General features: G+C 68.6%; 23 protein-coding genes. 15 read left to right on the top strand and 8 right to left on the bottom strand.

Going from position 1 to position 25,780, the window contains the following annotated elements; translation table 11 throughout:
- Positions 1–28 precede the first annotated feature (28 nt).
- The 9 genes from FFS15_RS07170 to FFS15_RS07130 all read left to right on the top strand — a co-directional run bounded on the left by FFS15_RS07170 (position 29) and on the right by FFS15_RS07130 (position 9,380).
- Positions 29–763 (top strand): glycosyltransferase family 2 protein, encoded by a 735-nt coding sequence (locus tag FFS15_RS07170; protein WP_137844330.1) that lies wholly within the window; start codon positions 29–31, stop codon positions 761–763.
- 5 nt (positions 764–768) lie between these two features.
- The gene (locus FFS15_RS07165) at positions 769–1,191 is read left to right on the top strand and encodes a DUF2304 domain-containing protein (RefSeq protein WP_137844426.1); all 423 of its coding nucleotides are present in this window, start codon (positions 769–771) and stop codon (positions 1,189–1,191) included.
- Positions 1,188–2,375: a glycosyltransferase family 4 protein gene (locus FFS15_RS07160; RefSeq protein ID WP_137844329.1), complete on the top strand. Its 1,188-nt coding sequence runs from the start codon at positions 1,188–1,190 to the stop codon at positions 2,373–2,375. Before FFS15_RS07165 ends, FFS15_RS07160 begins: the two co-directional genes overlap by 4 nt.
- A 64-nt stretch (positions 2,376–2,439) precedes the next feature.
- Positions 2,440–3,051 (top strand): acyltransferase, encoded by a 612-nt coding sequence (locus tag FFS15_RS07155; RefSeq protein WP_249353819.1) that lies wholly within the window; start codon positions 2,440–2,442, stop codon positions 3,049–3,051.
- Complete coding sequence (locus FFS15_RS07150) at positions 3,048–4,145, top strand: DegT/DnrJ/EryC1/StrS family aminotransferase (RefSeq protein WP_137844328.1); 1,098 nt, start codon at positions 3,048–3,050, stop codon at positions 4,143–4,145. The genes FFS15_RS07155 and FFS15_RS07150 overlap by 4 nt, the downstream gene beginning before the upstream one ends.
- Positions 4,145–5,131, top strand: a complete 987-nt coding sequence (locus FFS15_RS07145) for a Gfo/Idh/MocA family oxidoreductase (protein ID WP_137844327.1) — start codon at positions 4,145–4,147, stop codon at positions 5,129–5,131. Before FFS15_RS07150 ends, FFS15_RS07145 begins: the two co-directional genes overlap by 1 nt.
- A gap of 3 nt (positions 5,132–5,134) precedes the next feature.
- Positions 5,135–6,919 (top strand): ABC transporter ATP-binding protein, encoded by a 1,785-nt coding sequence (locus tag FFS15_RS07140; protein ID WP_137844326.1) that lies wholly within the window; start codon positions 5,135–5,137, stop codon positions 6,917–6,919.
- Positions 6,920–6,930: 11 nt separating this feature from the next.
- Positions 6,931–8,154, top strand: coding sequence for a glycosyltransferase family 4 protein (locus FFS15_RS07135; RefSeq protein WP_137844325.1), 1,224 nt, complete (start codon positions 6,931–6,933; stop codon positions 8,152–8,154).
- A gap of 137 nt (positions 8,155–8,291) precedes the next feature.
- Positions 8,292–9,380, top strand: coding sequence for a glycosyltransferase (locus FFS15_RS07130; protein WP_249353817.1), 1,089 nt, complete (start codon positions 8,292–8,294; stop codon positions 9,378–9,380).
- 20 nt (positions 9,381–9,400) lie between these two features.
- On the opposite strand, the gene FFS15_RS07125 is transcribed toward FFS15_RS07130, so the two are convergent.
- Both FFS15_RS07125 and FFS15_RS07120 read right to left on the bottom strand, forming a co-directional pair.
- Complete coding sequence (locus FFS15_RS07125; protein ID WP_171013116.1) at positions 9,401–9,826, bottom strand: hypothetical protein; 426 nt, start codon at positions 9,824–9,826, stop codon at positions 9,401–9,403.
- Positions 9,827–9,831: 5 nt separating this feature from the next.
- The gene (locus FFS15_RS07120) at positions 9,832–11,187 is read right to left on the bottom strand and encodes a glycosyltransferase (RefSeq protein WP_249353815.1); all 1,356 of its coding nucleotides are present in this window, start codon (positions 11,185–11,187) and stop codon (positions 9,832–9,834) included.
- 108 nt (positions 11,188–11,295) lie between these two features.
- Between FFS15_RS07120 and wecB the strand changes: the two genes are divergently transcribed.
- Positions 11,296–12,360 (top strand): UDP-N-acetylglucosamine 2-epimerase (non-hydrolyzing), encoded by a 1,065-nt coding sequence (gene wecB / locus FFS15_RS07115; protein WP_137844323.1) that lies wholly within the window; start codon positions 11,296–11,298, stop codon positions 12,358–12,360.
- Between the two features lie 45 nt (positions 12,361–12,405).
- Here the strand turns inward: wecB and FFS15_RS07110 are convergent, their stop codons facing one another.
- Positions 12,406–13,551, bottom strand: a complete 1,146-nt coding sequence (locus FFS15_RS07110; RefSeq protein ID WP_249353812.1) for an acyltransferase — start codon at positions 13,549–13,551, stop codon at positions 12,406–12,408.
- Between the two features lie 110 nt (positions 13,552–13,661).
- On the opposite strand from FFS15_RS07110, the gene FFS15_RS07105 reads away from it, so the two are divergent.
- The gene (locus FFS15_RS07105) at positions 13,662–14,954 is read left to right on the top strand and encodes a nucleotide sugar dehydrogenase (protein WP_137844322.1); all 1,293 of its coding nucleotides are present in this window, start codon (positions 13,662–13,664) and stop codon (positions 14,952–14,954) included.
- A 27-nt stretch (positions 14,955–14,981) separates the two neighbouring features.
- Here FFS15_RS07105 and rfbB read toward each other — a convergent pair whose 3' ends face one another.
- Positions 14,982–15,980 (bottom strand): dTDP-glucose 4,6-dehydratase, encoded by a 999-nt coding sequence (gene rfbB, locus FFS15_RS07100; protein ID WP_137844321.1) that lies wholly within the window; start codon positions 15,978–15,980, stop codon positions 14,982–14,984.
- Positions 15,981–16,121: 141 nt separating this feature from the next.
- On the opposite strand from rfbB, the gene glf reads away from it, so the two are divergent.
- The 3 genes from glf to FFS15_RS07085 are packed head-to-tail and all read left to right on the top strand — an operon-like array spanning position 16,122 to position 18,820.
- Positions 16,122–17,258: a UDP-galactopyranose mutase gene (gene glf, locus FFS15_RS07095; RefSeq protein WP_137844320.1), complete on the top strand. Its 1,137-nt coding sequence runs from the start codon at positions 16,122–16,124 to the stop codon at positions 17,256–17,258.
- A gap of 24 nt (positions 17,259–17,282) precedes the next feature.
- On the top strand, positions 17,283–18,074 hold the full coding sequence (locus FFS15_RS07090) for an ABC transporter permease (protein WP_137844319.1): 792 nt from the start codon (positions 17,283–17,285) through the stop codon (positions 18,072–18,074).
- Positions 18,074–18,820 carry an ABC transporter ATP-binding protein gene (locus tag FFS15_RS07085; protein ID WP_137844318.1) on the top strand — a complete coding sequence of 249 codons (747 nt, stop codon included), beginning with the start codon at positions 18,074–18,076 and terminating at the stop codon, positions 18,818–18,820. The genes FFS15_RS07090 and FFS15_RS07085 overlap by 1 nt, the downstream gene beginning before the upstream one ends.
- On the opposite strand, the gene FFS15_RS07080 is transcribed toward FFS15_RS07085, so the two are convergent.
- The 4 genes from FFS15_RS07080 to FFS15_RS07065 are packed head-to-tail and all read right to left on the bottom strand — an operon-like array spanning position 18,805 to position 24,480.
- Positions 18,805–19,764, bottom strand: a complete 960-nt coding sequence (locus FFS15_RS07080) for a glycosyltransferase (RefSeq protein WP_137844317.1) — start codon at positions 19,762–19,764, stop codon at positions 18,805–18,807. The genes FFS15_RS07085 and FFS15_RS07080 overlap by 16 nt on opposite strands.
- The gene (locus tag FFS15_RS07075; RefSeq protein WP_137844316.1) at positions 19,764–21,674 is read right to left on the bottom strand and encodes a glycosyltransferase; all 1,911 of its coding nucleotides are present in this window, start codon (positions 21,672–21,674) and stop codon (positions 19,764–19,766) included. Before FFS15_RS07075 ends, FFS15_RS07080 begins: the two co-directional genes overlap by 1 nt.
- Before the next feature lie 59 nt (positions 21,675–21,733).
- A complete protein-coding gene (locus FFS15_RS07070) occupies positions 21,734–23,077 on the bottom strand; it encodes an O-antigen ligase family protein (protein WP_249353810.1) in 1,344 nt (447 codons plus the stop codon).
- Complete coding sequence (locus FFS15_RS07065) at positions 23,074–24,480, bottom strand: O-antigen ligase family protein (protein WP_137844315.1); 1,407 nt, start codon at positions 24,478–24,480, stop codon at positions 23,074–23,076. Before FFS15_RS07065 ends, FFS15_RS07070 begins: the two co-directional genes overlap by 4 nt.
- Positions 24,481–24,555: 75 nt before the next feature.
- Between FFS15_RS07065 and manA the strand changes: the two genes are divergently transcribed.
- Complete coding sequence (gene manA / locus FFS15_RS07060; RefSeq protein ID WP_137844314.1) at positions 24,556–25,749, top strand: mannose-6-phosphate isomerase, class I; 1,194 nt, start codon at positions 24,556–24,558, stop codon at positions 25,747–25,749.
- Positions 25,750–25,780 lie beyond the last annotated feature (31 nt).

Genomic DNA, 25,780 nt, shown 5'->3' with positions numbered 1-25,780 from the left:
GAACCGCGCTCGACTAGGATCGGGTGATATGCCCGCGTCCGTGCAGAACCTCCTGATCGTCGTGCCGGCGCTCAACGAAGAGGAGTCCGTGGCGGCGGTGGTGCGGAGCGTCCGCGAGGCCGTCCCCGAGGCGGTGTGCCTGGTCGTCGACGACGGCTCGACGGACGCAACCGCCCGTGCCGCCCGCGAGGCCGAGGCGATCGTGCTCCGACTGCCGTTCAACCTCGGCGTCGGCGGCGCGATGCGGGCGGGATTCCGGTATGCGAGAGATCACGGTCACTCGATCGTGGTGCAAGTGGATGCTGACGGTCAGCACGATCCGCGCTACATCCCCGAGCTGGTCGCGGGCCTCCAGGACGCCGACGTCGTCATCGGCGCGCGCTTCGCCGGGGTCGGCGACTACGACGCCCGTGGGCCGCGGCGCTGGGCGATGCGCGTTCTCGCGGGGGCCGTGAGCCGCGTTGCCGGACGCCGACTCGACGACGTCACGAGCGGGTTCAAGGCGAACGGTCCGGCGGCGGTGCGGCTCTTCGCCGAGACCTACCCGGCGGAGTACCTCGGCGACACGGTCGAGGCTCTCGTGATCGGCGCACGCGCCGGACTCCGCCTTACGCAGCACCCGGTCGCGATGCGCCCCCGTCAAGCTGGCTCACCGTCGCATCAGCCGTTTCGGGCGAGCATCTACCTGGTTCGGGCCGGGATGGCCTTTCTGCTGGCCCTCCTGCGACCGCGCGTGTCCGTCCCCGCGGAGGTCGCCGCGTGACCCCGATGACCTATGCGTTCGGCGTCGCCGCCGCCGTGCTCGCGCTGATCGCGATCGTCGAACTCATGCGACGCGCGACGCTGCGTGAGCGGCACGCCGTCTGGTGGCTCATCGGCGGTGTGATCGCGCTCGTCGTCGCCCTCTTTCCGCAGACCCTCACGTGGGCGGCCCAGCTGCTCGGCATCGCGGTGCCGACGAACCTGGTGTTCTTCATCGCGATCGGGCTCCTGTTCCTCGTCAGCCTGCAGTACGGGGCCGAGCTCACCCGGGTCGAGGACAAGATCCGCACGCTGGCCGAGCAGAGCGCGTTCCACGAGCTGCGGCTGGCGGAGCTCGAGGCAGCTCGACCGGCCGACGGCACGACGTCGGGAGCGGACGAGACGCCCGCCGGCGGAACGGCCGACGACGGCTCGGACGCTCCGCGATGAGCTCGGCAGACGCCGACCGCACCGCGGTCGTCATAGCCTCGCGCCTCTTCGTTCCCGAGGTGAGCGCCGGAGCATTCCGCCTGGGCGCGCTCGCGCGGGGGCTGACGGATGCCGGTGCATCGGTCACGGTGGTGACCACCGTGCCGCCGTCGCACGCACCCGCGACGTCCGATCCTCCGGGTGTAACGGTCGCGCGGTGGCCGGTGCTGCGGGACGGCGGAGGAAATGTGCGGGGCTACGTCCAGTACGCCAGCTTCGACGCGCCGCTGCTCCTGCGCCTGATGTTCCGGAAGTGGCGGCTCGCCGTGGCCGAGTCGCCACCGACCACGGGACTCGTGGTCGCCTTGGCGGCTGCGCTGCGTCGTCGTCCCTTCGGCTACTACGCGGCGGACGTGTGGACCGACGGCGTGAAGTCGATGGGCGCGTCCGCCCCGGTGGTCGCGGTAATGCGCTGGATGGAGCGCGCCGTGCTTCGCCGTGCGGCCGTCACGCTGTCGATCTCCGACGAGGTGACCGACCGGCTGGTCGCGCTCGGCGCCGATCGCGACCGCGTGGTCGTCGTCGGCAACGGCATCGACACCGAGGTCTTCTCGCCGGAGGTCCAACCCGCTTCCGATGAGCGCTATTTCGTCTACACCGGGACGATGTCCGAGTGGCAGCGCCCCCAGATCTTCGTCCGGGCGTTCGCGTCCATCGCGCAGAGCCACCCTGATGTATCACTCCGATTCTTCGGCCAGGGTGCCGTCGAGAGGGAATTGCGAACGCTCGCCGAGGATCTCGCGCCGGGCCGCGTGACCTTCGGCGGCGTGGTCAGCCCGGCAGAGTCGGCGTCGTGGATCCGCGGCGCGACTGCCGCGCTCGTGAGCATCGTCCCCGGGATCGGCTACGACTTCGCACGACCGACCAAGACCTATGCGGCCGCGGCCTGTGGCACCCCTGTGCTGTTCGCCGGGGCGCGCTCGGGCCGTCAAGTGGTCGCCGATGCCGAGCTGGGCGAGGCCGTCGAATTCGAGACCTCCGCCGTCGCCGACGCGATGCGACGCTTGCTTGACGCGGATGACTCAGGAGAGACAGAACGCAAACGCGCCGAACGGGCGGCCTGGGCGCTCGCGCACGTGTCGCTCGCGGCTGTCGGCCAGCGGGCGGCGGAGGCCCTGCTGGCGACGATCAGGAGACGACCATGACCTCCGGATACAATCGACCCGCATCGCACGCCGGACTGTGGCGTGGTGCAAGGAGCCCTCGAACGTGACCCATTCTTCCGCCGTGCGCATCGTCGACTCGGCCGACGTCTCGCCCGACGCCCGCATCGGCGACGGATCCTCGATCTGGCATCTCGCCCAGGTGCGCGAGGGGGCCGTTCTCGGCCGCAACTGCATCGTCGGACGCGGCGCCTACGTCGGCACCGGCGTCGTCATGGGCGACAACTGCAAAGTGCAGAACTACGCCCTGGTGTACGAGCCCGCGAAGCTGGGCGACGGTGTGTTCATCGGCCCGGCGGTCGTCCTCACCAACGACACCTACCCGCGCGCGATCAATGCCGACGGCAGTCTCAAGAGCGCCCACGACTGGGAGCCGGTCGGGGTGACGATCGAGACCGGTGCGTCCATCGGCGCGCGGGCGACGTGCGTCGCTCCGGTGACCATCGGCGCCTGGGCGACCGTGGCCGCCGGCGCGGTCGTCGTGAAGGACGTCCCGCCGTTCGCGCTCGTCGCCGGCGTGCCTGCTCGTCGTCTGGGCTGGGTAGGCAAGGCCGGCGTGCCGCTCACCCGCGAGACGCCCGACGGCCTGTGGCTCTGCCCTGCGACGGGCGACCGTTATATCGAGTCCGACGGACTCCTGACTGAGGAGAACGCATGAGCGAGTTCATCCCCCCGGCCAAGCCGATCATCGGCGACGACGAGCGTGCGGCCGTCGATCGCGTTCTGCGCAGCGGCATGGTCGCGCAAGGCCCCGAGGTCGCGGCTTTCGAGTCGGAGTTCTCACAGCATTTCGTGGCGGGTCGCCCGGTCGTCGCGGTCAATTCCGGCACCGCGGGCCTGCACCTCGGCCTGCTGGCGGCGGGAGTCGGCGCGGGGGACGAGGTCATCGTCCCCTCCTTCACGTTCGCAGCCACGGGCAATTCGGTTGCGCTGACCGGCGCCACGCCGGTGTTCGCGGACATCGAGCCCGAGACCTTCACGCTCGACCCGGCTTCTGTCGAAGCATCCATCACCTCGCGTACCAAGGGCATCATGCCGGTGCACCTGTACGGTCACCCGGCGCGGATGCGCGAACTCCAGGCCATCGCGGACAAGCACGGGATCGCGCTGTACGAAGACGCGGCACAGGCACATGGCGCCGCGCTCGACGGACGCCCGGTCGGCACATTCGGCGCGTTCGCCATGTTCTCGCTCTACCCGACGAAGAACATGACCAGCGGCGAGGGCGGGATGATCTCGGCGGCGACCGACGAGATCGCGCGCAACGCGCGGCTGCTGCGCAACCAGGGCATGGAGCGCCAGTACGAGAACGAGGTCATCGGCTTCAACGCGCGCATGACCGACATCCATGCCGCGATCGGCCGCGTGCAGCTGACGAAGGTGGATGCCTGGACCGCCACGCGACGGTCGAACGCCGCGTTCCTGGACGCGAACCTGAGCGGTGTGGTGGTTCCGCGGGTCCTCGACGGTGCCGTGCACGTGTACCACCAGTACACGATCCGCGTCGCCGACGACCGCGACGGCTTCGTGCGCGCGCTCAAGGAGGAGCACAACGTCGGCAGCGGCGTGTACTACCCGATCCCGAACCACCGTCTGCCGTCTCTCGCGCACTTCGCGCCCGGCTTGGACCTCTCCGAGACCGAGAAGGCGGCACGAGAGGTCGTGTCGCTGCCGGTGCACCCGTCGCTCTCGCAGAGCGATCTCGAGCGCATCGTCGCAGCGGTGGACGCCGTCACGGCAGCGGGCGCCTGATGGCTGCGTTGCGCGCAGGTCTCCTCGGCGTCGGAATGATGGGGCGGCACCACGCCCGTGTCCTGCGTGAGCTCGACGGCGTCGAGCTCGTCGCGATCGCCGACCCCGCCGGCGACCCTCACGGGGTCGCGGGCGACCTCGAGATCCTCCCCGACATCGACGCCCTCGTCGCCGAGGGTGTCGATATCGCCGTCGTAGCCGTGCCCACCCGGTTCCATCAGGATGCCGCACTCAAGCTCGCCGCAGCCGGCGTGCACACACTGGTCGAGAAGCCGATCGCCGACTCCGTCGAGGCCGGTCAGCGAATGGTGGACGCCTTCGCCGCTGCAGGCCTGGTCGGTGCAGTGGGACACATCGAGCGTTTCAATCCTGCACTCCAGGAGCTGCGCCGACGGATCGAGGCGGGCGACCTCGGGGCGGTGTACCAGGTGACCACGCGCCGCCAAGGCCCCTTCCCGTCTCGCATCGCGGATGTCGGCGTGGCCAAGGATCTCGCGTCCCACGATGTGGACCTGACCGCGTGGGTCGTGCAGAGTCACTACGAGCGGGTCTTCGCGCAGACGGCGTTCAAGAGCGGCCGCGAGCATGAGGACATGATCACCATCACGGGGCGCACAGCCTCGGGCGTGATCGTCAACAACATCGTGAACTGGCTCAGCCCGATGAAGGAGCGCGTCACCGTCGTGACCGGTGAGAAGGGCGCCTTCGTCGCCGACACCTCCACCGGCGACCTGACGTTCTACGCCAACGGGACCATCCCGCTGGAGTGGGAGTCGGTGTCGTCGTTCCGAGGAGTGTCGGAGGGCGATGTCACGCGATACGCGTTCGCCAAGCGCGAGCCGCTGCGCGTCGAGCACGAGGCGTTCCGTGACGCGGTGCTCGGCCACGATACCGATGTCGTGACCATGGAACAGGGCCTGCGGACGCTCGCCGTCGTCGAGGCCTCGCTGGAGTCCGCTCGCACGGGCGAGTCTGTGCGCTTCTGACCCATGATTCAGATCGTTCGCACCCTGCGAAGGCTGCTGCCGCTGCTCCCGTCGTCCGCGAGCAGGTTCCTGCTCGTGTTCGGGATCGTTTCCGCAGTGCTGGCCGTCGTGGATGTGACCGCCCTCATGACGCTCGCCGTCGTGCTCGCCGGGACGGTCACCGGCGCGGGCGCCGAACTCCCGATCATCGGCGCGATTCCGCAGGATCAGGTCGTCTGGCTGATCCTGATCCTCGCAGGCGTCATCATCGCGAAGTCGGCGGCGAATGTGTGGCTCCAGTGGATTGCGACCCGCCGCTTCGCCACCTATGAGCTCGCCGTCGGCCAGGAGCTGTTCGGCGCATACATCCGCTCGTCGTGGACGGACCGGATCTCTCGCAACAGTGCGCAGATCGTCGCGATGACCGACAGTGCGATCGCCAACGTCGTCGCAGGATTCCTTCTTCCGGTGACGACGCTTCCGGGCCTGATCGTGACCGGGGTCGGTGTCGTGGCGATCATCATCGTCGCGCAGCCGCTGACGGCAGTCATCACGACCGTCTACCTCGGCGGAATCGCACTTCTGCAGTATCTGGTGCTCACGGGGAAGACGAGACAGGCCGCGCGGGTGGCACGCGACTCATCCCTCCGCGTTGCGGCCCTGATCTCCGGCATGATCGCCTCGCTGAAGGAGATCACGCTTCGGGACAAGGCCGACGAGGTCACCGCCGTCGTCCGCGCGACGCGCCGGAGGACCTCCCAGGCGCGGGCGAACGCCAGCTTTCTCGCCGCGGTTCCGCGGTTTGTGTTCGACGCTGCGATCATCGGCGGGTTCGTCGTCGTCGGCGGGGCGACGTACGTCGTGAACGGCGGTGACATGGATGCGACGATCTCAGCGGTCGCGCTGTTCGGGATCGCCGGCTTCCGCCTGGTGCCCTCGCTGACAGGCTTCCAGACCGTGCTCACGAGGACGGTCACGGCCGGCCCCTATATCGAGCTCGTGATCGCCGACGTCGAGGCGTCCAAGAAGTTCCATGCCGACCGCGAGGAGCTGGGACGCGAACCTCTGCCGAGCGCTCCGAAGGCCTTGCGACTCGAGGACATCTCCTTCACCTTCCCCGGAAGCGCCGTCCCCGCGCTGAGCCACGTCTCCGTCGAGATTCCGCTCGGGACCACGGTCGGGATCGCAGGCGCCTCGGGTGCCGGCAAGTCGACGCTGGTCGACCTGCTCCTGGGCCTGCTCACGCCGACGTCAGGGACGATTCGCATCGACGATCGTCCTCTCACCGACGTCTTGCGGGCATGGCGCACCCACGTCGGCTACGTCCCGCAGGAGGTGACGCTGTTCGACGGAACGATCGCGCAGAACATCGCCCTCACCTGGAGCGACGACTACGACCGCGAGCGGGTCGAGGAGGCAGCGCGTCGGGCTCAGATCTGGAGCGTGGTCGAGGGTCGCGCGGAGGGGCTCGACACACGCGTCGGGGAGCGGGGGCTGAGTCTCTCCGGTGGCCAGCGGCAGAGATTGGGCATCGCGCGCGCGCTGTACAGCGATCCGCTCATCCTCGTTCTCGACGAGGCCACCAGCGCGCTCGACACCAAGACCGAGTCCGATGTCGCGGAGGCCATTCGCAGCCTTCGCGGGGACGTGACCGTGATCGCCGTCGCGCATCGCCTCAGCACGATCCGGGAGTCGGATCAGATCCTCTTCCTCGCCGACGGCGCGATCGCCGCGCAGGGCGCCTTCGACGACGTGGTCGCGCGCAATCCGGACTTCGCTCATCAGGCGCGGCTCGCCGGACTGACGTGAGGCACCGCAGGATGACGTTGCGTGCCTCGGTCATCGGGGCCGCCAGAATGATCCTCGGTCTGGTGCCGGACGCTCTGCTCGGGCGACTCCTTCCGGGACGACTCGGGTGGCGGGCAGACCCGTTGCCGGTGTCCGTGCGTCCGCAGGGCGAGGTACGCCTGCTTGTGGCCCCGGTGAACTCGGCAGGTCAAGGCTTCCTGTGGGCGCGTGCCGCCGAGGGGATCCCCGGGGTCGGCGCTGCCAACCTCGAGACGACCAGCGCCGCGATGGCGGCCTTCGGCTTCGCCGCTGACGTGTCGGTGCCCGAGGGGGCGTACCTGTTCGCGCGCGGCTGGCAGCGGCGACAACGCCGCGCCGTCCGCTCCGGCTTCACGCACGTCCTCCTCGAGTCGGGCCGCTTCCTCTACGGCACAGACCCGATGCGCACCCCGCTCGAGGTGGCGCGTGAGACCGCAGATCACGGCCTCCGGGTGGGGCTGCTGTGGCATGGAAGCGACATCCGTGTGCCGAGTTCCCATGCTCGGTTCGAGCAGGATTCGCCGTTCGGCGAGCGCGGCGCGTATCCGCCGGAGGCGACGAGAGTCCTCGAAGCGAGGACTCTCGCCAATCGGCGAATGGTCGACGACTCCGACTTTCCGGTCTTCGTGTCGACACCGGGCCTGCTCGACGTTCCTCGGTCGACCTGGCTTCCCGTGGTCGTGGATGCTGCGCGGTGGCGGACCGACCGCCGACCGTTCGAGGGCGGCATTCCCGTGGTCGCGTACGTGCCGAGCAACGCGCCCTTGAAGGGCAGCCCGCAGGTGGACGAGCAGCTCACGGCGCTCGAGCGTGAAGGGGTCATCGTCTATCGGCGGCTGGAGCGGGTTCCGGCCGATCGGATGCCGATGGTCTACGGCGAGGCGGACATCGTGCTCGACCAGTTCCGCCTCGGCGATTACGGAGTCGCGGCGTGCGAGGCCATGGCAGCCGGACGCTTGGTGCTCGGGCACGTGCACCCGGACGTGCGGCAGGCAGTTCGCCGCGAGACCGGACTCGAGCTGCCGATCGTCGAGACGCGATTCGACGAGGTCGGCGACCGCATCCGCGAGATCCTTGTGGATCCGGGCGGCTGGTCTGCGCGCGCCGCCGCCGGTCCGGCTTTCGTCGACGCCGTTCACGACGGCACCGCCTCGGCGCGGGCGATGGAGCACTTCCTGCTCGACGGCGGCACCGAGGGGTCCCGAGGTGGGCGCTGATAGAGTTCGACATGGTGTGCGACCGGCAGTTCCTGTCGCACTGACCGAGAGATGATCTTCTGGAATCGAATGTGAACGAGACTCTGCGCCCTCGAATCCTCTGCATCTCCTTCTCCGACATTCGCTCGGATGCCCGTGTGCTGCGCCAACTCGACGTGCTCGCCCGCCACGGCGACGTCACGACGCTGTCGTACGGCGAGCGCCCGGATGCCGCGCACGATCACCTGCAGATCGACAGCGCACTGCCCTCGCTGCCGCAGACCGTCAGCGGCGTGCTCAAGCTCGCGCTCCGGCGGTATCGCTCGGTGGCGCTCGATGCCCCCGCGGTGCGGGCGGCTCGAGAGGCTCTCGGTGCGCGGGAGTTCGACATCGTGGTCGCCAACGAGGCGCGTGCGCTTCCGCTGGCACGCGCGGTGGCCGGTTCGCCGCGTATCTGGTGCGATCTGCACGAGTGGGCACCTGCGGAGCGATCTCATGTACTGTCCTGGAGACTTCTCGTCGCCCCTTTCATGGACTGGGTGTGCCGCACGTATCTGCCGGGCGTCGATGCCGCGACCACGGTGAATCAGTCGATTGCGACGATGTACGAAGAGCATTTCGGCGCACGAACGGAAGTGGTGCGCAACGCGATGGCGTACTGCCCCGACCTCGCCCCATCGCCGCTCGCCTCCGACCGCATCCGGCTCGTGCACAGCGGCGGCGCCGTTGCGGGGCGCAACATCGAGGCGATCATCGAAGCGGTCGATCTCCTCGGCGACAGGTACTCGCTGGATCTGTATCTCATCCAGCCACGCCAGGCTGACGGATACTGGCGCAAGCTCGCCGACCGCATCGCCGCGAGCGCACAGACGACGCTTCATCCGGCAGTCCGTCCGGCCGACCTTCCGCAGACGTTGAACGCGTACGACCTCGGCGTCTTCGTGCTCCCCCCGCACACGCCGAACCACCGTCTCATGCTTCCGAACAAGTTCTTCGACTTCGTGCAGGCCCGGCTCGGCATCGTCTTCGGCCCGGCTGTGGAGACCGACCGGCTGATCCGGGATCACCGGCTCGGCGTGATCACCGAGGGGTACACGGCCGCCGACCTGGTGCGTGCGATCCAGGGGATCTCACGCGAGGACGTCGCGCGATTCAAGCAGAGTGCGCACGACGTCGCGGAGCTGCTGTCGTCCGAGGCGGACATCGCCGTCCAGGACGCCATCCTCACGCGGCTCGTTCACGCGTAGGCCGGCGTACCGCAGCCACATCAGCGTCGGCGCTCCGCGCGTGCTTCCGCCAAGCGCCCCTGCGCGGCCGGCACTCCGTACACAGCGCTGGTGCGCGAACCGGCGCGGCGTGCGGCGTGCCAGCCGGCGAGGATTCCGTCGCGCTCGAGCACGACGATGAGGTCGGCATCCGCGATTGCGGCGCGAAGCCGCGTGCTGCGCCGCGTCGCGCCGGCAAAACGCCGTCCGGTGTCCAGGGGAGTCAGGCGCACCGCGTTGCGCCCGAGAACCGAACCGCCGAACAAGCTCCATGCCCGGCGCGACGCCCGACCGAGCGACGGCGTAACGATCACCGCACGGGTGTCGGCGTCGGGCGCGGCGCCCACGACGGCGAGAACGTCGTCGTCGGCCTCGAGCGCGAGTTGGTCGAGCGCCGAGGCGATCGAGCCGGACGGGGCGATGACCACGATCCTCATCGTGCGGCTCTCCGATCTTCCACGAACGCGTGCAGGGCGGAAATCTGAGGATCGAGCTGACGCGCACGCTGGAACTGCTCGGCCCACGCGCGAGCTGCCTCGCGCTCCTCGGGGCGTTGCGCACGGGCCCGATCCGCAGCGGCGATCAGGGCGTCGGCGATGGCGTCGGGGCTGTCCACCGAGGCGACGGGGAACCAAGCCGGCGCATCGCGCAGGACGTCGCTGGCCGCGTTGCCCGGATCGTGCACCGAGACGATGGGCAGTCCCGTGGCGGCATACTCGAACACCTTGCCGCTGGTGACGTACTTCCCGGTGCCGAGTACGAGCAGAAGTGCGTCGAATCGCGAATAGACGCGGTCCACTTCGTGCTTGGGTACCGGCCCTCGGTACGCGATGCCGTTCTCGGCGAACCCGGCCATCTGCTGCGACACGGCCTCGTTCGGGGTCCCGACATGGTTCAGGTGCCCCCACAGTTCGATGCGCGAGGCCGCGAGCAGCGACGAGCGGCTCCGCGCCAGTTTCCATCCCGCGACCAGACGGTCGATGGGCACAGCCGACGAGATCGTGCCGAGATAGCCGAAGACGAGCCCTTCGCCGTCGGCCGAGCCTGCGCCCCGTTGAGGTGCGCTGTCGTAGCCGTTCGCGACGACATGGAGCCGGTCCGCCGCCGCGGGATAGACCTCGGCATGCCAGCGCAGGATCGGCTCATTCACGAACCACACCGCGTGCGCGTTCTCCACGAGTTCGCGCTCCCAGCGAGCCACATCGCTGTCCGGTACGGTGAGGCGCGCACCGCTGAAGACGTCGAGCTGCCAGGCATCGCGGTAGTCCATCACGTACGGTACGCCGTGATCCCGATGAAGCCGCAGACCCGGAGTGAAGTCCACGTGCGGGTTCGCCGTGCCGAGGACGAGATCGACCGGATGCCGCCGGTGCACGTCGAGCGCCGCGGCCTCGAGGGCCGGACGCCATGACCCGTAGGTCCGCTCCGGGAAGGTGCGCTGCTCCTTGCGCGCGTTCACGACACTCCACAGCTCGGGAGCGGTGGCCCGAAGCCAGGGCCACGTGCGCAGGTCGTTCTCGAAGGCGGCGGAGTCGAACGGGACGCGCACGATCTCGATCCGCGGATCGACCGTTCGCTCCAACGACTCGTCGACCCCTGTCGACATCGTGAACACCTCGCGCGGCACCGTGAGGACGGTGACGTCCCATCCGGCCGCGGCGAATGCATTCGCCGTCGCCCATGCACGGTAGACGCCGCTGCCGCGGCAGGGCGGAAACCCCCATGCGACGTACAGCAGGTGCGGGCGAGGCGATTGCGAACGGCCCTCCGACGGGGTGGTCTCAGTCACGACGCTCCGGCTCACTCTCTGTGGATCCGCTCCATCGTAGCCACTGAGCATGCGAGGTCCCGAGCCGGCCGATGCCGCCGCCCGGTGCACCACGTACACTTTCTCAGCGTGAAGATCGTCAGCGTCGTCGGCGCCCGCCCCCAGTTCGTCAAGCTCGCGCCGATCCACAAGGCGGCTCAGGCCGCCGGTGTCGAGCACGTCATCGTGCACACCGGTCAGCATTACGACCCGATGCTCTCCGACGTCTTCTTCGACGACCTCGGCATTGCGGCCCCTGACGTGCACCTCGGGGTCGGCAGCGGCTCGCACGGCGTGCAGACCGGGGCCATGCTCGGTGCGCTCGATGCGGTCTTCGACGAGCACCGCCCGGACTGGGTGCTCGTCTACGGCGACACCAACTCGACCCTCGCCGCGGCGGTCAGCGCGGTGAAGATGCACATTCCGGTGGCGCACCTCGAGGCGGGCCTGCGCAGCTTCAACCGCCGCATGCCCGAGGAGCACAACCGCGTGATGACCGATCACGCCGCAGACCTGCTGCTCGCGCCCACGCAGGTCGCGGTGGAGCACCTGTCGAACGAGGGCCTCGCTGCAAGGACCATCCTCGTGGGCGATGTCATGACCGACGTCCTGTTCGAGGTGCGCGACCAGGTGGGGGAGACCCCGTCGAAGCTCATGGAGGAGCTCGGTCTCGAGGACGGTGGCTACTACGTCGCGACGATCCACCGCGCCGAGAACACCGACGACCCGGCCCGGCTCGCCGCAGTCGCGGCCGGGTTGGCGGCCATCGAGAAGCCGGTCGTCCTCCTTGCCCACCCCCGGGTGGTCGCGAAAGCGGCGGCGCACGGCATCGCGCTGACCCAGGGATCGCTCGTCGCCCACGCTCCGCTGGCCTACGCGGACCTCATCTCGGCGGCACTGTCGAGCGCAGGCGTCGTGACCGACTCGGGGGGACTGCAGAAGGAGGCGTTCCTGCTCCGCGTGCCCTGCACGACCGTCCGCACCGAGACGGAGTGGGTGGAGACGGTCGAGCTGGGGTGGAACGTGCTGGCCAATACGGCTGAGGAGATCGCGGCTGCGGTCACGCGTCCCCGACCGACCGAGACGGATGCCGCGCCCTACGGCGACGGCCGGGCCGCCGCCCGCGTGATCGATGCGCTGCTCGCGCCTCGCTGATCGCGCGGTCGGCCACGCCGACGGGGAAGCCTCGGTCACGCGGCATCACTCCGTGCGGGCGGGCACCCGTTCCCCGGCACGCGCAGCCGCGCGCTCGTCGTCCCAGGCGCGAAGGCGCCGCTCGGCGGGTCGCTCGATCCAGATGTGCAGCACCGCTGCGGCCGCGATCGAGATGACCAGCAGTCCGGCGAACCACACTGCGCCCGTCCAGCCGCCCGGCTGATAGCCGAACAGCTCGCGTGCGCCGTAGAGGAGCGTCGCATGTATGAGATAGAACGCGTACGACCACTCGCCGAGCAGCACGATCGGGCGGGCGCGGGCCAAGCGCGTCCGGCCCGCCAGGTCGGCGCCGGCCGTCGACACGATGAGCAGCGCGCACAGTGCGGAGGTCACCTCGCTCACGTAGGGCGCGACCGCGCCGTATGCCGGCGCCGTCTCAGCCGTGAGCGGCAGCAGTGCGAGGGCAGCCAGCCAGCCGGCGATCAGGAGCACGGGGATCCAGAGCGGGATCCGCGGCCGCCATCCGCGCCGGAACGCCCACGCGAGGCAGACGCCGAGCGCGAACTCGTTCAGTCGCAGGACGGGCCAGGGCAGATCGGCAACCCAACTCTCCGGCTGTGTGATGATCAGCACCCTCGTCGCCGCGGCGAATGCGATCACCGCCGCGGCCGCGATCAGTGCTCCGCGCACGGCGAAACGGCGGATCGCCAGCGTGAAGAACGGATGCAGCGCGTAGAAGAACGCCTCGGACGTCAACGTCCACGAGGCGGGGTTGCCCGCGAAGAGGATCGCGGGATCCCGCGACCAGCCCTGCAGCAGGAGGACGCACAGCAGCAGGATTCCGAAGTCGAACGGCTTGACCCAGGTCTGGGCGGGGTCCGGATTGAAGCTGTAGAACACCGGGATCGCGCACAGCAGCGTGACGATGTGCAGGGGATAGATCCGCGCGAAGCGACGCCAGTAGAACGTGCGCCGCGAGGTCGCGGCGCGCCAGGACCACGTGAGCACGAAGCCCGAGAGCACGAAGAAGAACGTGACCCCGAGGTTCCCGAACGGCGAGAACAGCGCAAGCTCTTCGGGCAGTGGTGCGAGGTTGGGGAAGTGGAAGACGAACACCGCGAACGCGGCCCACCATCGCAGACCGGTGATCGCGTCCAGGCGCGGCATCCGGGGGAGTGGGGCGTCGGTCACGAGCGCCCAGTCTACGGCTCGGTGGCGAGGCGTCCGGTTCGGCGCGGCAGCCGCTGAGCTCGCGCCCGAGACGGGAGGTCGCCCACCGACGCTGGCCTAGACTGGAATCCATGCGCATCGCCGTCGTGGCCCTCGGAAAGATCGGTCTTCCCCTCGCCGTCCAGTTCGCCGACTCCGGTCACGAGGTGATCGGCGTCGACGTCAACCCGAAGGCCGTCGACGCCGTCAATGCCGGGATCGAGCCGTTCCCGGGAGAGGCCCATCTGCAGGAGAAGCTCTCCGAGCTCGTCCCCGCGGGGCGCCTCCGTGCGACCACCGACTACGCCGAGGCGATCCCCGGCGCGGACGCCGTCGTGCTGGTGGTGCCGCTCTTCGTCAACGACACGACGTGGGAGCCCGATTTCGCGTGGATGGATGCCGCGACCCGCTCGCTCGCCGAGCACCTCACCCCCGGCACTCTCGTGTCGTATGAGACGACGCTCCCCGTCGGCACCACGCGCGGTCGGTGGAAGCCGATGCTCGAGGAAGGCTCCGGACTCACGGAGGGCACCGACTTCCACCTCGTGTTCTCGCCGGAGCGCGTGCTGACCGGCCGCGTCTTCGCCGACCTCCGCAAGTATCCGAAGCTCATCGGCGGGCTCTCCGACGAGGGCGCCCAGCGTGCACGTGAGTTCTACGAGGCCGTGCTGCAGTTCGACGAGCGCGACGACCTTCCCCGCCCGAACGGCGTGTGGGACCTCGGCAGCGCCGAGGCCTCCGAGATGGCCAAGCTCGCCGAGACGACCTACCGTGACGTGAACATCGGCCTCGCGAACCAGTTCGGGCTGTTCGCGGCCGAGCACGGCATCGACGTCTACCAGGTCATCGAGGCGTGCAACTCGCAGCCCTACAGCCACATCCACCGCCCCGGCATCGCCGTCGGCGGTCACTGCATCCCCGTCTACCCGAGGCTCTACCTCTCGACAGACCCCGACGCCGACATCGTCCGTACCGCGCGCCTCCTCAACGCCTCGATGCCCGAGCGTCTCGTGGCTCAGGCCGCCGGCATCCTCGGCTCCCTCGAGGGCACGCGCGCTGTGGTGCTGGGCGCCGCCTACCGCGGCGGCGTCAAGGAGACCGCGTTCTCGGGCGTCTTCCCCACAGTCGAAGCGCTCACGGCACGCGGTGCCGAGGTGCGCGTGCACGACCCGCTCTACTCCGACGACGAGCTCCGCTCGCTCGGATTCGAGCCCTACGCGCTCGGCGACGAGGTCGACCTCGCCGTCCTGCAGACCGATCACGCGGACTACCGCTCGATCAGCCCGGCCCAGCTCCCCGGCATCCGCCTCATCGTCGACGGCCGCAACGCGACGGACGCCACCGTATGGGCGGGGACGCCGCGGATCGTGGTCGGCGCCGGCTAGAGACTCTGCAAGGTGCGGGCGACCTGACTACTGGCCCCGCGCAGCATAGAACGCCTCGACGGCGTCCTTGGACTCTGCCCACCACGACTCGTTCTCGCGATACCACCGGATCGTATCCGCGAGCCCTGACTCGAAATCGCCGTACCGCGGTGACCAGCCGAGTTCGGTGCGGAGCTTGGTCCCGTCGATCGCGTACCGCAGGTCGTGGCCGGCTCTGTCGGTCACGTGGTCGTACGCGTCGCTGCGATGACCCATGAGCTCGAGGATCAGTTCGACGACCTCGGTGTTGCTGCGCTCCCCATCGGCGCCGATCATGTACGTCTCGCCGATCCTTCCGCCGTCCAGAATCGTCAGGACTGCCGAGGAGTGATCGTCGACGTGGATCCAGTCGCGGATGTTCTCACCGCGGCCGTAGACCTTCGGTCGAATCCCGCGAATGACGTTGGTGATCTGCCGGGGGATGAACTTCTCCACGTGCTGGTAGGGCCCGTAATTGTTGGAGCAGTTCGAGATCGTCGCCCGAACGCCGAACGATCGCACCCAGGCCCGCACCAGCAGGTCGCTCCCTGCCTTCGTCGCAGCGTACGGTGACGACGGGTTGTAGGGCGTTCGCTCCGTGAACCGCTCACTGGCGTCGAAGGCGAGGTCGCCGAAGACCTCGTCGGTGGAGATGTGGTGGAATCGGCGCCCATGCCTGCGGGCGGCCTCCAGCAGCGTGTACGTGCCCACGATGTTGGTGTGCAGGAACGGCCGGGGATCGTCGAGCGCGTTGTCGTTGTGGGACTCTGCGGCGCAGTGCACGACGGCATCCGTGTCGGCGAACAGCCGATCGACCAGGGCGGCATCGGTGATGTCGCCTCTGACGAAGGTCAACCGGTCTTCATCCAGGCCCGCCAGCGAGTCGCGGTTGCCCGCGTAGGTGAGGGCATCGATCACCGTGACGTGGTGATCGGTCTGGTTCACGACGTGGCGGATGAAGTTCGATCCGATGAATCCGGCGCCGCCCGTGACCAGGAGCCTGCCCATCAGCCGTTCCTGTGTGCAGAGGGGGTGCTGTTCACGGGGCAATCGTCGCACGGAACTCCGACTAGAATCGAAGGCCGCGGCCGGGAACCGTTCGCCGCATCGCCGTCTCTGCGGCATACGACTCACGAAAGCGCTGCACCCATGGATCTTCTCGTCGTCGGCTCCGGCTTCTTCGGCCTCACGATCGCCGAGCGGGCCGCGGCATCCGGTCGCAAGGTCACGGTGATCGACCGGCGCTCGCACATCGGCGGCAACGCCTACAGCGAGAACGAGCCCACCACCGGCATCGAAGTGCACCGCTACGGCGCGCACCTCTTCCACACCTCGAACCCGGGTGTGTGGGAGTACGTCAATCGCTTCACGACGTTCACGAACTACGTCCACCGCGTGTACACGAACCACAAGGGCGTCGTTTTCCCGCTGCCGATCAACCTCGGCACGATCAACCAGTTCTTCCAGGCGGCGTACACGCCCGATGAGGCGAAGGCGCTCGTCCACGAGCTCGCGGGCGAATTCGATGTGAGGGATGCCGCGAACCTCGAGGAGAAGGGGATCGCGCTCATCGGCCGCCCGCTCTACGAGGCGTTCATCCGCGACTACACCGCGAAGCAGTGGCAGACCGATCCCCGCGAGCTTCCGGCCGAGATCATCAGCCGTCTCCCGGTGCGGTACACCTACGACAACCGCTACTTCAACGACACGTGGGAGGGGCTTCCCACCGACGGCTACACCGCGTGGATCGAGCGGATGGCCGACCAACCGAACATCGAGGTGCGGCTCGACACCGACTTCTTCGACGAGGGTCAGCCCTTCAACAAGGCGGCCACCGTCGGTCAGCTGCCCATCGTCTACACGGGGCCGATCGATCGCTACTTCGAGGATGCCGAAGGCGCGCTCTCGTGGCGCACTCTCGACTTCGAAGAGGAGGTGCTCGAGGTGGGCGACTTCCAGGGCACGCCCGTGATGAACTATGCCGACGCCGAGGTCCCGTACACGCGCATCCACGAGTTCAAGCACTTCCACCCCGAGCGCGCCGACCGGTATCCCGCCGACAAGACGGTCATCATGCGCGAGTTCTCGCGCTTCGCCTCGCGTGACGACGAGCCGTACTACCCGGTGAACACCGCCGACGACCGCGCGGGCCTGCTGGCCTACCGCGAGCTCGCCAAGGGGGAGGAGGACGTCTTCTTCGGCGGGCGCCTCGGCACATACCAGTACCTCGACATGCACATGGCGATCGGCGCGGCGCTGTCGATGTGGCAGAACCAGCTCGCATGAGTTCGCGACCCTAGACTCGACTCCGTGACCACGGCCTCCGTCGGCGCCCCGGGCTCTCCCCGGCGCTACCTCCACTCGCTGTGGATTCTGTCAGCGCGTGATCTGCGCGTGCGATATGCCACCAGTGCGCTGGGTTATCTCTGGTCGGTGCTCGACCCACTCGTGATGAGCCTGATCTACTGGTTCGTCTTCACGCAGGTGTTCGGGCGCGGCGTCGGCGAAGAGCCGTACATCGTGTTCCTCATCACAGCCCTGCTGCCCTGGGTGTGGTTCAACGCGGCGGTCGGCGACTTCACGAAGGCGTTCATCAAGGATGCTCGCCTCGTGCGCTCGACATCGATCCCACGGTCGATCTGGGTGAACCGGATCGTGCTCAGCAAGGGGATCGAGTTCCTGTGCTCGATCCCGGTGCTCGTGCTCTTCGCGGTGATCTCCGGTGCGACGGTGAGCTGGGGCATCCTCTGGATGCCCGTCGCCGTCCTGGTGCAGACGGCCCTGCTGGTGGGCATCGGACTCATCGTCGCGCCGCTCTGTGTGATGTGGGGAGACCTCGAACGCACGACGAAGCTCATCCTGCGAGCACTGTTCTACGCGTCTCCGATCATCTACGGAATCTCCGATCTGCCGGGGATCTTCGGCCAGCTCGCAGCACTCAACCCGCTCGCGGGAATCTTCACGCTCTATCGCGTGGGCTTCTTCCCCGACCAGTGGGACACGCTCGCGGTGGTGCTCTCCGTCGTCATGAGCGTCGCCTTCCTCGGACTCGGCGTCCTGGTGTTCCGCCGGCTGGAACGACCTATGTTGAAGGAGCTGTGATGGCGGCATCCGATCCCGCGATCGAGGTCCGCGACCTCGGCGTCCGCTTTCGCCGCAACCGGCGCGGCCGTCGCAGCATCAAGGACCTCTTCGCCGACTCGTCGCGTCGGTCGAGGCCGGACGAATTCTGGGCGCTGCGTGACGTCGGCTTCGCCGTGGCACGGGGCGAGTCGATCGGCGTGGTGGGCCGCAACGGCCAGGGCAAGAGCACACTGCTCAAGCTCGTCGCGGGAGTGCTCATCCCTGACGAAGGCACCGTATCGGTTCAGGGCGGGGTAGCGCCGCTCATCGAGATCACCGGCGGCTTCGTCGGCGATCTCACCGTTCGCGAGAACGTCCGCCTGACGTCAGGGCTGCACGGCATGCCGAAGGCCGAGGTCGCCCGCCGATTCGACGGCATCATCGCCTTCGCGGAGCTCGCCGATTTCGTGGACACGCCGTACAAGCACCTGTCGAACGGAATGAAGGTGCGACTGGCGTTCGCGGTGGTGTCCCAGCTCGACGAGCCCATCCTCCTCGTGGACGAGGTGCTCGCCGTCGGCGACAAGGCGTTCCGCGAGAAGTGCTACGCGCGTATCGACGAACTGCTCGCCGAAGGCAGGACCCTCTTCTTCGTGAGCCACAACGAGCGAGACCTCCGTCGCTTCTGCACGCGCGGCCTGTATCTCGACAAGGGCAGGCTCGCCCTCGACGGTCCGATCGACGAGGTGCTCGACCGCTACGACAGCGACTACGCCGTCGGCTGAGCCGCGAGGGGCGGCATCGGCCGCCACGAGCGGTCCTTCGCGATCATCCGTCCGTCACGGAGGCCCCGGAACAGATTGCTCGTGCCCCGCACCTTGCGCTCGACGAAGACGAGGCGAATGAGCTCCTTCGCGAACGTGAGCGCGGTGCCCAGGCCGAACAGCACCGGGTTGTGGATGCCGAGCGAGCGGTAGTACTGCTTGATATGGCCGCGGTTGCGCATGATGTAGTACCGGTACGCGTCGCTCGACGCGTTCATGTGCCGGATCCCCATGTCCCACTGCTTGATCTCGCGGGTGCGTCGCAGCACGAACTCATCGACGATGACCGATGTCGTCCGCCGCGAAGCGAGCCAGCCGTAGGTCTGGTCGTCCCAGTAGATGAAGAAGCGCGGATCGGGAAGGCCGATCTGCTCCACGATGTCGCGATGGATGAACATGCCCTCGAAGCAGCCCGAGTTCATCTCGCGGTAGCCCGAGGCGTCGAAGCTCGCGGGAGCGAACGGGATGGGGATGGCCAGTGACTCGGCGACCCGGTACTGCCAGTAGAACTCACTGCCGTCGTAGTCGTAGCGACGGCCCTGGATGCTGCGGAAGCGCGGAGCCCATTTGCCCATCTTGGCGAGCCCGTCGGGGATGACCTCGACATCGTCGTCCATGAGCCAGATCCACTCCGAGCCGAGCTCGAACGCGACGCGCATGCCCTCGCTGAATCCGCCGGACCCGCCGGTGTTCGTCTCCATCCGGCGGTAGATCAATTCGGTGCCGAGAGTGTCGCGGAACGATTCGACCACGGCGGTCGTGTCGTCCGTCGACGCATTGTCGACGACGACCACGTGCCCGGGCTTCGGGTCCATCTCGGCGATGCTCGTCAGGAGCCGGGTGAGAAGGCCGGATCGGTTGTAGGTGACGATGGCGATCGTCGCGCTCGCGGGATCGAACGGCATCACGAGGCGTCCTCGAACGTGCGCTTCCAGGCGGCGAGCGACGTGAGTTCGGGCGCTGCATCCCGATAGGCAGCGGAAAGCTTCGGCCATTCACGGCGGAGTCGTCGGTGGAGCCGGACGGTGTCCAGCAGCATCCGCCGGAACTTGCGCCTGTCGCGCGTATAGATGTTCCTGCCCGACCCGTCGGCGGCGCTCACCAGAGCGCTGTCGTAGCGCGGCAGACGCCACCAGTGCGCGTCGGTCTTGCCGAACTCGACCTCGGGCTGTGCGACATTCTCGGGACGCGGGGCATGGAACCAGTGCGAGAGGAGAGTCGACAGCGTGAACCAGCGGAGCCGGAGGCCCGTGGGATTGTCGAACTCGTTGCGTCGTTTCTGGGTGAACACCGCTCGACCTCGTCGCGCGCGCAGCGCCACGCCCACGTCGCGGTGGACGATGGTCTCGGGGAACTCGGCGGCGAGCGCGCGAGCGGCGGGCATGGCGGTCGCGAGGTTCGCCCGCATGTGCTCGGGACCCGAGAGGATGTCTCGGATCGCCCGGTGCCGCAGCGCCACGGGGTAGTACTGCATCATCATGAGGTGCTTCAGATCCACGCGCCGGCTGTGGCGGAGAAGCGTCCCTCCGCGCGGAAGGTTCGAGTGGATCAAGCCCGCGGCGATGCGATTGCGCGCATGGAAGTAGGCCTGCCAGTCGATCGAGTCGTCCTTGCCGACCCACGACACGTGCCAGAGGGCGACGCCGGGCATCGACACCGTCGGGAACCCCGCACTGCGTGCGCGGAGGCAGAACTCCGCGTCGTCCCACTTGATGAAGGCGGGGAGTGCGAGCCCGACCTCACGGATCGCGGCGAGCGGGATGAGGCACATCCACCAGCCGTTGTAGTCGGCATCCAATCGCATGTGGAGCATCGGCGACTGGCGGAGGTTCGCCGCGCTGAAGTCATGGGGCAGCTTCTCCTGGAAGACCGCGCGCCACATGAAGGGCTCTTCGTCGACGACCTCGGCCCAGGCATGGAGCTTGGGCCGGTCGAGCAGATCGAACATGTGCGCGCCGACGAGGGTGGGGACGGTCGTGTAGCGACCGAAGACGATGGAGCGCCGCAGCGATTCGGGTTCGAGCCGCACATCGTCGTCGAGCAGTTGGACGAAGTCGTTCCCGGGCCGAGCCAGCGTCTCGGCCATCGCGCGGGCGAAGCCGCCCGATCCGCCCAGGTTCGGCTGGGTGATGACCTGGAGCGTCTCGCCCAGCGAGGCCGCCACGTCGGGGAACTCCGCCTGCGCGTCTACGCGGCGATCGCCCTGGTCGACGAGGAAGATGCGGTCGACGACTTCGAGGACGTCGGGCGACTCCGCGAGGTTCGTCAGTGTCCAGATGCAGTAGTCCGGCTTGTTGTACGTCGTGATGCCGATGGAGGCCTTTCCATCGCGGACGGGTTCGTGCTCGGTCGTCCATTCCGCGCCGGTGAAGAGCACGTTCTTCTCGTCGGCGACGATGTCGAACCAGATGAATCCGCCGTCGCCGTACTGATCGAGAACCAGGTCGAAAGAGGTCGAGACCGTCCCTTCGACTTCGCGTGTGTCCAGCCGCTGGCGGGCACCGTCCCCGTTCGAGCGGTAGACCAGGATCGTCGCGGGTCCGTTGGTGCGGACGGTGAGCGTGACCTGCCGAACGCCCGTCCAGTGCTGCCAGTACGATGCGGCGAAGGCATTGAAGTAGGTGCCGAACGAGACGCGACGCCCAGCGACGATCCGCGCTGAGGTCCGACCGAGGATGTTTCCGAGCTGGGCACGGTTCGAAACGCGGACGGGCTCTTCGTCGATGATCGACCACGTCTCCGGGTCGACATAGAGCGGGAGCAGATCGGGATCCCGGTCAAGGGGGAAGACGGTGTTCTGCAGGACGTAGCTCACGATTGCGGATCTCCGGATGCGGGGCGACGGGCGCCGAGGCGTCGGGCCGAGACGACAGCCTACCGCGACTGGCCCGGGAGTCCCTGAGCGGACGGCAGTCCGCCCTCGTCGCCGGTGATGTCGATGCGGTCGCGCCACGATCGCGACTGCCCGGCCCGTACGGCGCAGAGCACCAGCATGAGCCAGCCGATCCCGGTGAGGGTGAAGCTCTCGAACATCGAGTCGATGAGAAGAGCGATGAGGATCAGCGGCGTCCACGCGTAGATGACCGAACGGCGCTCGCTGGCGGCGAGCCACGACCGCACCAGGGCGATCGCGGCGAGCGCGACGAAGATGAGCAGGCCCACCCAGCCCAGCTGCAGCAGCACGTCGAAGTAGGCGTTCAGGCCGGTCGCGTGCGAGGCGTCGAGCCGGAAGTTGAGCTGTGTGAACGGGAAGTCACGCGGGCTCCACGGACCGAACCATCCCCAGCCCTCCACGGGGCGATAGCGCACGTAGTCGACCATCATGTTCCAGAGGTTCACGCGCATCGAGAAGTCGGTGCCCGCGCCGAGCCACGCGATGATCGGATGCCGTGCGGCGTAGCCGACGAAGACGAACACCACCACGAGGGCGCCGAGCGTCCACTGCAGTGCGACGCGCCGCGCGGGGGCGGTGTGCCGGACGAGTGCGAGCGCGCCCACCGCGGCCCCGACGCCGACCGCGAGCACGAGGACGGTGGGGGAGTCGCTGAGTGTCGCGAGACTCCCCGCCAGCACCACCGACGCGATCGAGACCCCCGGCCGAACCGACTGGGTGCGGTACTCGATGAGGAAGGTGATGAGGGCGAGCACTGCGACGAACCCGAGCAGGTTGCGCGTTCCGAAGATGCCCTGGATCGGACCCAGCTGGGCGAGGTTTCCCTGCACGCCGAGGAACCGGAAGGGGATGTCGAGCAGGATGCCCGAGAGCACCTCGACCGCGAGCGAGGCCGCCAGGAGCACCCGCAGCACGTCGCCGAGCGCGCGCGCGGTCTGCAGCGTGTCGCGGACGTGACCGATGACGACGGCGAGGAAGGCGAGGGCGAGGGTCGATACCCAGCTCCAGAACGAGGTCGCGGCATCCGTGCTCCAGAAGACCGACGCGAGCGCCCACGCGAGGAACGCCACGACGGTGATCGGCACGAGGCGCAGCAGCGAGATCTCACGTCGCCGAGCGACGAGGATGCCCGCGCCGAAGAGGCAGAGCCCGACGATGATCGTGACGTAGGTGACGCGCCCGGCGATGCGCTCGATGGCGAACGACGAGAAGACCACTCCCAGCACGACGAGCGTGAAGGCGCGGGCGAAGGATGCCGAGGCCAGCAGCCCGCCGAGGATGCCGCCGCGTGTGTCGTCGTCGCGTCGGCCGTCGGCGAGTGTCACGGATCCCGCTTCGTCAGCTCGCCCCGCTCGATGGCCGCGCTCTGCTCAGCCGGCCCGACGCCGACGTGCGGCGACTGCTTGATCTTGGCGCCGAGCATGACGACGAACAGCCATCCCCACACCAGCAGTGGACTCGACTCGGCGAGGCCCTGGACGAGCACGATCGCGCCGATGAGGGTCGGCAGGAGCGTGAGCGCCGAGTAGGGGCGGTCGGCGCGCAGGTCCCAGCGCGGTCGATCGACGGCGAAGAACCACGCTCGCCACACGAAGGCGAGGTAGAGGAGAGCGAGCAGCACGACTCCGATGATGCCGAGCTGCATGCGGACGTCGACCCACATGTTGTGGGCCTGCAGCACGGTCTGGCCGTGGTCGATGATCCAGCCGTCGAACGCCGGCTCCCAGGGCGCCCACGGGGTGGCGAAGCCCCAGCCGACCCACGGGCGCTCCGCGGCGCGAGCGAGGACGGCGTCCCAGATCGCCTCGCGGCCGGTGAGGTCGGCGGTGCGCCCGAGCGCGCCGAAGATGGCGTCGCGCAGCGCCCACAGCGCGAACAGCCCGCCGACTCCGACGGCGGCGTAGGCGACGTAGTACCGCGTGCGCTCGCCGGGGCGCTTCGTGCGGCGCATGAGCAGGACCGTCGTCAGCACGATCGCGACGCCCGCGGCGGCGACGTAGGCCGTCGCCGAGCCCGCGCGCACGAAGAGGAAGGCGGCGACGCCGATCCACGTCCACAGCAGGAAGCGGCGGGGGGCGCCCGAGGCGAGGCGGATCGAGAACACGATGATCGCGAGCAGAGCGACGGGGCCGAGAAGGTTCGCGTTGCCCATGATTCCCTGGATGCGACCCTCGAAGTCGAAGAGGTTGTTGCGCGACCAGTACACGATGGGGTCTTCGGCGGGCTCGTCGGGGATGACGAATCCGGGCAGGAGCGGTCCGCCGATGAAGACCGACACCCACACCTCGAACACGAGCGACAGTCCGATGACCCACTTCAGCGCCGAGGCCGCCGCGCGGACGAGCTCGTGCCACGTCAGGGCGCTGCCGATGAACAGCGCCTGCACAGCGGTGATCCACAGCAGGAGGAGCGTGAGCGCGGTCGTCTGCGGCCACGCCGACCACAGGAGCGACAGCGTCGCCCATGCGACGTACGCGACGACGAACCACGGGAGGCGTCGCCACTCGAACGGCGGACGGATGCGGAACCACAGCGCTACCGTCAGCAGTCCGCCGCCGATGACGATCGCCGCGGCGGTCGTCTCGCCGAAGGCGTGGATCCACGCGGTCCCCGACAGCGACATGAACAGCACGAAGATGCACCATCCGCGCATCATGAGGTGGCCCGTCTTCTCACGGACCGGGGGCGCGGGCGGCGCCGACGCCGGGTGCTTCGAGTGGACGGCCATCGCCTCACAGGGTACCCCCGACAGCCCGGCGTCTTGCTGGCATCGCGCCGGAGGGGGGTTGTCTACGCTGGAAGGATGCTGGTTCCCCTCGCCAACGAGCCCCGTGATTACTCGTGGGGATCGATGACACTGATCGCAGACCTCGAAAGCCGTGAGCCTTCGGGCCGCGCCGAGGCGGAGGTGTGGTTCGGCGACCACCCCGCCGATCCTTCCGAGACGCCGGACGGTCGCACCCTCGACACGTGGCTCGCCGACGAGGGCCCGGCGGTCGGGGTGCCGGCCGCGCTGCCGTATCTGCTGAAGCTGCTGGCGGCGGCATCCGCGTTGTCGATCCAAGCCCACCCGTCGAAGTCGCGGGCCGAAGCGGGCTTCGCTCGCGAAGAGGCCGCGGGGATCCCGCGCGACGCACCCGAGCGCACCTATCGCGATGCCAACCACAAGCCGGAGCTCATCGTCGCGGTGAGCGAGTCGTTTCGCGCCCTCGCCGGGCTCCGCGATGTGGAAGGCACGCGCCGCCTCGTCGACGAGCTGGGTCCGCGTGCTCGGCCGCTCGCCGAACGCCTCGCGGCATCCGATGCGCCGCTCGCCGCCGTCATCGGCTGGGTGCTGGGAGAGGCCGGCGACGACATCCACGCGATCATCGCGGCCGCCTCCGACACGCACTCGGCCGAGTTCGCGGCGGAGCTCGCGCTCGTTCGCGAGCTGGATGCCGCGTTCCCCGGCGACCCCGGGATCGTGGTCGCCCTGCTCATGAATCTCGTGACACTCCGTCGCGGCGAGGGACTGTTCGTTCCGGCCGGGGTGCTGCACGCCTACCTCGAAGGCCTCGGGGTCGAGCTCATGGCGGCCAGCGACAACGTGCTGCGCGGTGGACTCACACCCAAGCACGTCGATGTCGCGGAGCTGCTCTCGGTGCTCGATGCGACGCCGGGGCAGGTGCCCGTCAGCTCTGCCCGCGAGGTGGCGCCGGGTGTCGACCGCTACGACGTGCCGGTGGCCGACTTCACCCTCCACCGCGTGCGCTCAGCCGCGACGCTCCCGGTCGGCGGACCCGCGATCGCGCTCGCCACCGCTGGGCGCGTGACGGTCGAGGGTGCGGTGAGCGCGACGGGTGTCGAACTCTCACCCGGGCAAGCCGTTCTCGTCACCCCCGACGAGAAGCACGTCCGGGTGACGGGGGAGGGGGAGCTGTTCGTCGCGCTTCCCGGCGGACCGTTATCACAGCGCGACACGCCGTCGGCGCGTCGTGAAGGTTCAAGCGACGCTTGAGGCTTTAATATCCGCGACTTGACCTCGGCGA

This window comes from Microbacterium sp. 2FI (genome assembly GCF_005502885.1).
Lineage (GTDB): Bacteria > Actinomycetota > Actinomycetes > Actinomycetales > Microbacteriaceae > Microbacterium.
The sequence above is the reverse complement of the archived record's forward strand: the minus strand, read 5'-3'. Positions and strand labels throughout refer to the sequence as shown.

What these genes read in the sequence shown, in the direction of transcription:
- manA (WP_137844314.1), top strand. Translation starts at nt 24,556, where the DNA reads ATGCTGGTTCCCCTCGCCAACGAGCCCCGTGATTACTCGTGGGGATCG.
- FFS15_RS07135 (WP_137844325.1), top strand. Translation starts at nt 6,931, where the DNA reads ATGACGTTGCGTGCCTCGGTCATCGGGGCCGCCAGAATGATCCTCGGT.
- glf (WP_137844320.1), top strand. Translation starts at nt 16,122, where the DNA reads ATGGATCTTCTCGTCGTCGGCTCCGGCTTCTTCGGCCTCACGATCGCC.
- FFS15_RS07170 (WP_137844330.1), top strand. Translation starts at nt 29, where the DNA reads ATGCCCGCGTCCGTGCAGAACCTCCTGATCGTCGTGCCGGCGCTCAAC.
- FFS15_RS07080 (WP_137844317.1), bottom strand. Translation starts at nt 19,764, where the DNA reads ATGCCGTTCGATCCCGCGAGCGCGACGATCGCCATCGTCACCTACAAC.
- FFS15_RS07105 (WP_137844322.1), top strand. Translation starts at nt 13,662, where the DNA reads ATGCGCATCGCCGTCGTGGCCCTCGGAAAGATCGGTCTTCCCCTCGCC.
- rfbB (WP_137844321.1), bottom strand. Translation starts at nt 15,980, where the DNA reads ATGGGCAGGCTCCTGGTCACGGGCGGCGCCGGATTCATCGGATCGAAC.
- FFS15_RS07065 (WP_137844315.1), bottom strand. Translation starts at nt 24,480, where the DNA reads ATGGCCGTCCACTCGAAGCACCCGGCGTCGGCGCCGCCCGCGCCCCCG.
- FFS15_RS07145 (WP_137844327.1), top strand. Translation starts at nt 4,145, where the DNA reads ATGGCTGCGTTGCGCGCAGGTCTCCTCGGCGTCGGAATGATGGGGCGG.
- FFS15_RS07140 (WP_137844326.1), top strand. Translation starts at nt 5,135, where the DNA reads ATGATTCAGATCGTTCGCACCCTGCGAAGGCTGCTGCCGCTGCTCCCG.
- FFS15_RS07150 (WP_137844328.1), top strand. Translation starts at nt 3,048, where the DNA reads ATGAGCGAGTTCATCCCCCCGGCCAAGCCGATCATCGGCGACGACGAG.
- FFS15_RS07085 (WP_137844318.1), top strand. Translation starts at nt 18,074, where the DNA reads ATGGCGGCATCCGATCCCGCGATCGAGGTCCGCGACCTCGGCGTCCGC.
- FFS15_RS07165 (WP_137844426.1), top strand. Translation starts at nt 769, where the DNA reads ATGACCTATGCGTTCGGCGTCGCCGCCGCCGTGCTCGCGCTGATCGCG.
- FFS15_RS07160 (WP_137844329.1), top strand. Translation starts at nt 1,188, where the DNA reads ATGAGCTCGGCAGACGCCGACCGCACCGCGGTCGTCATAGCCTCGCGC.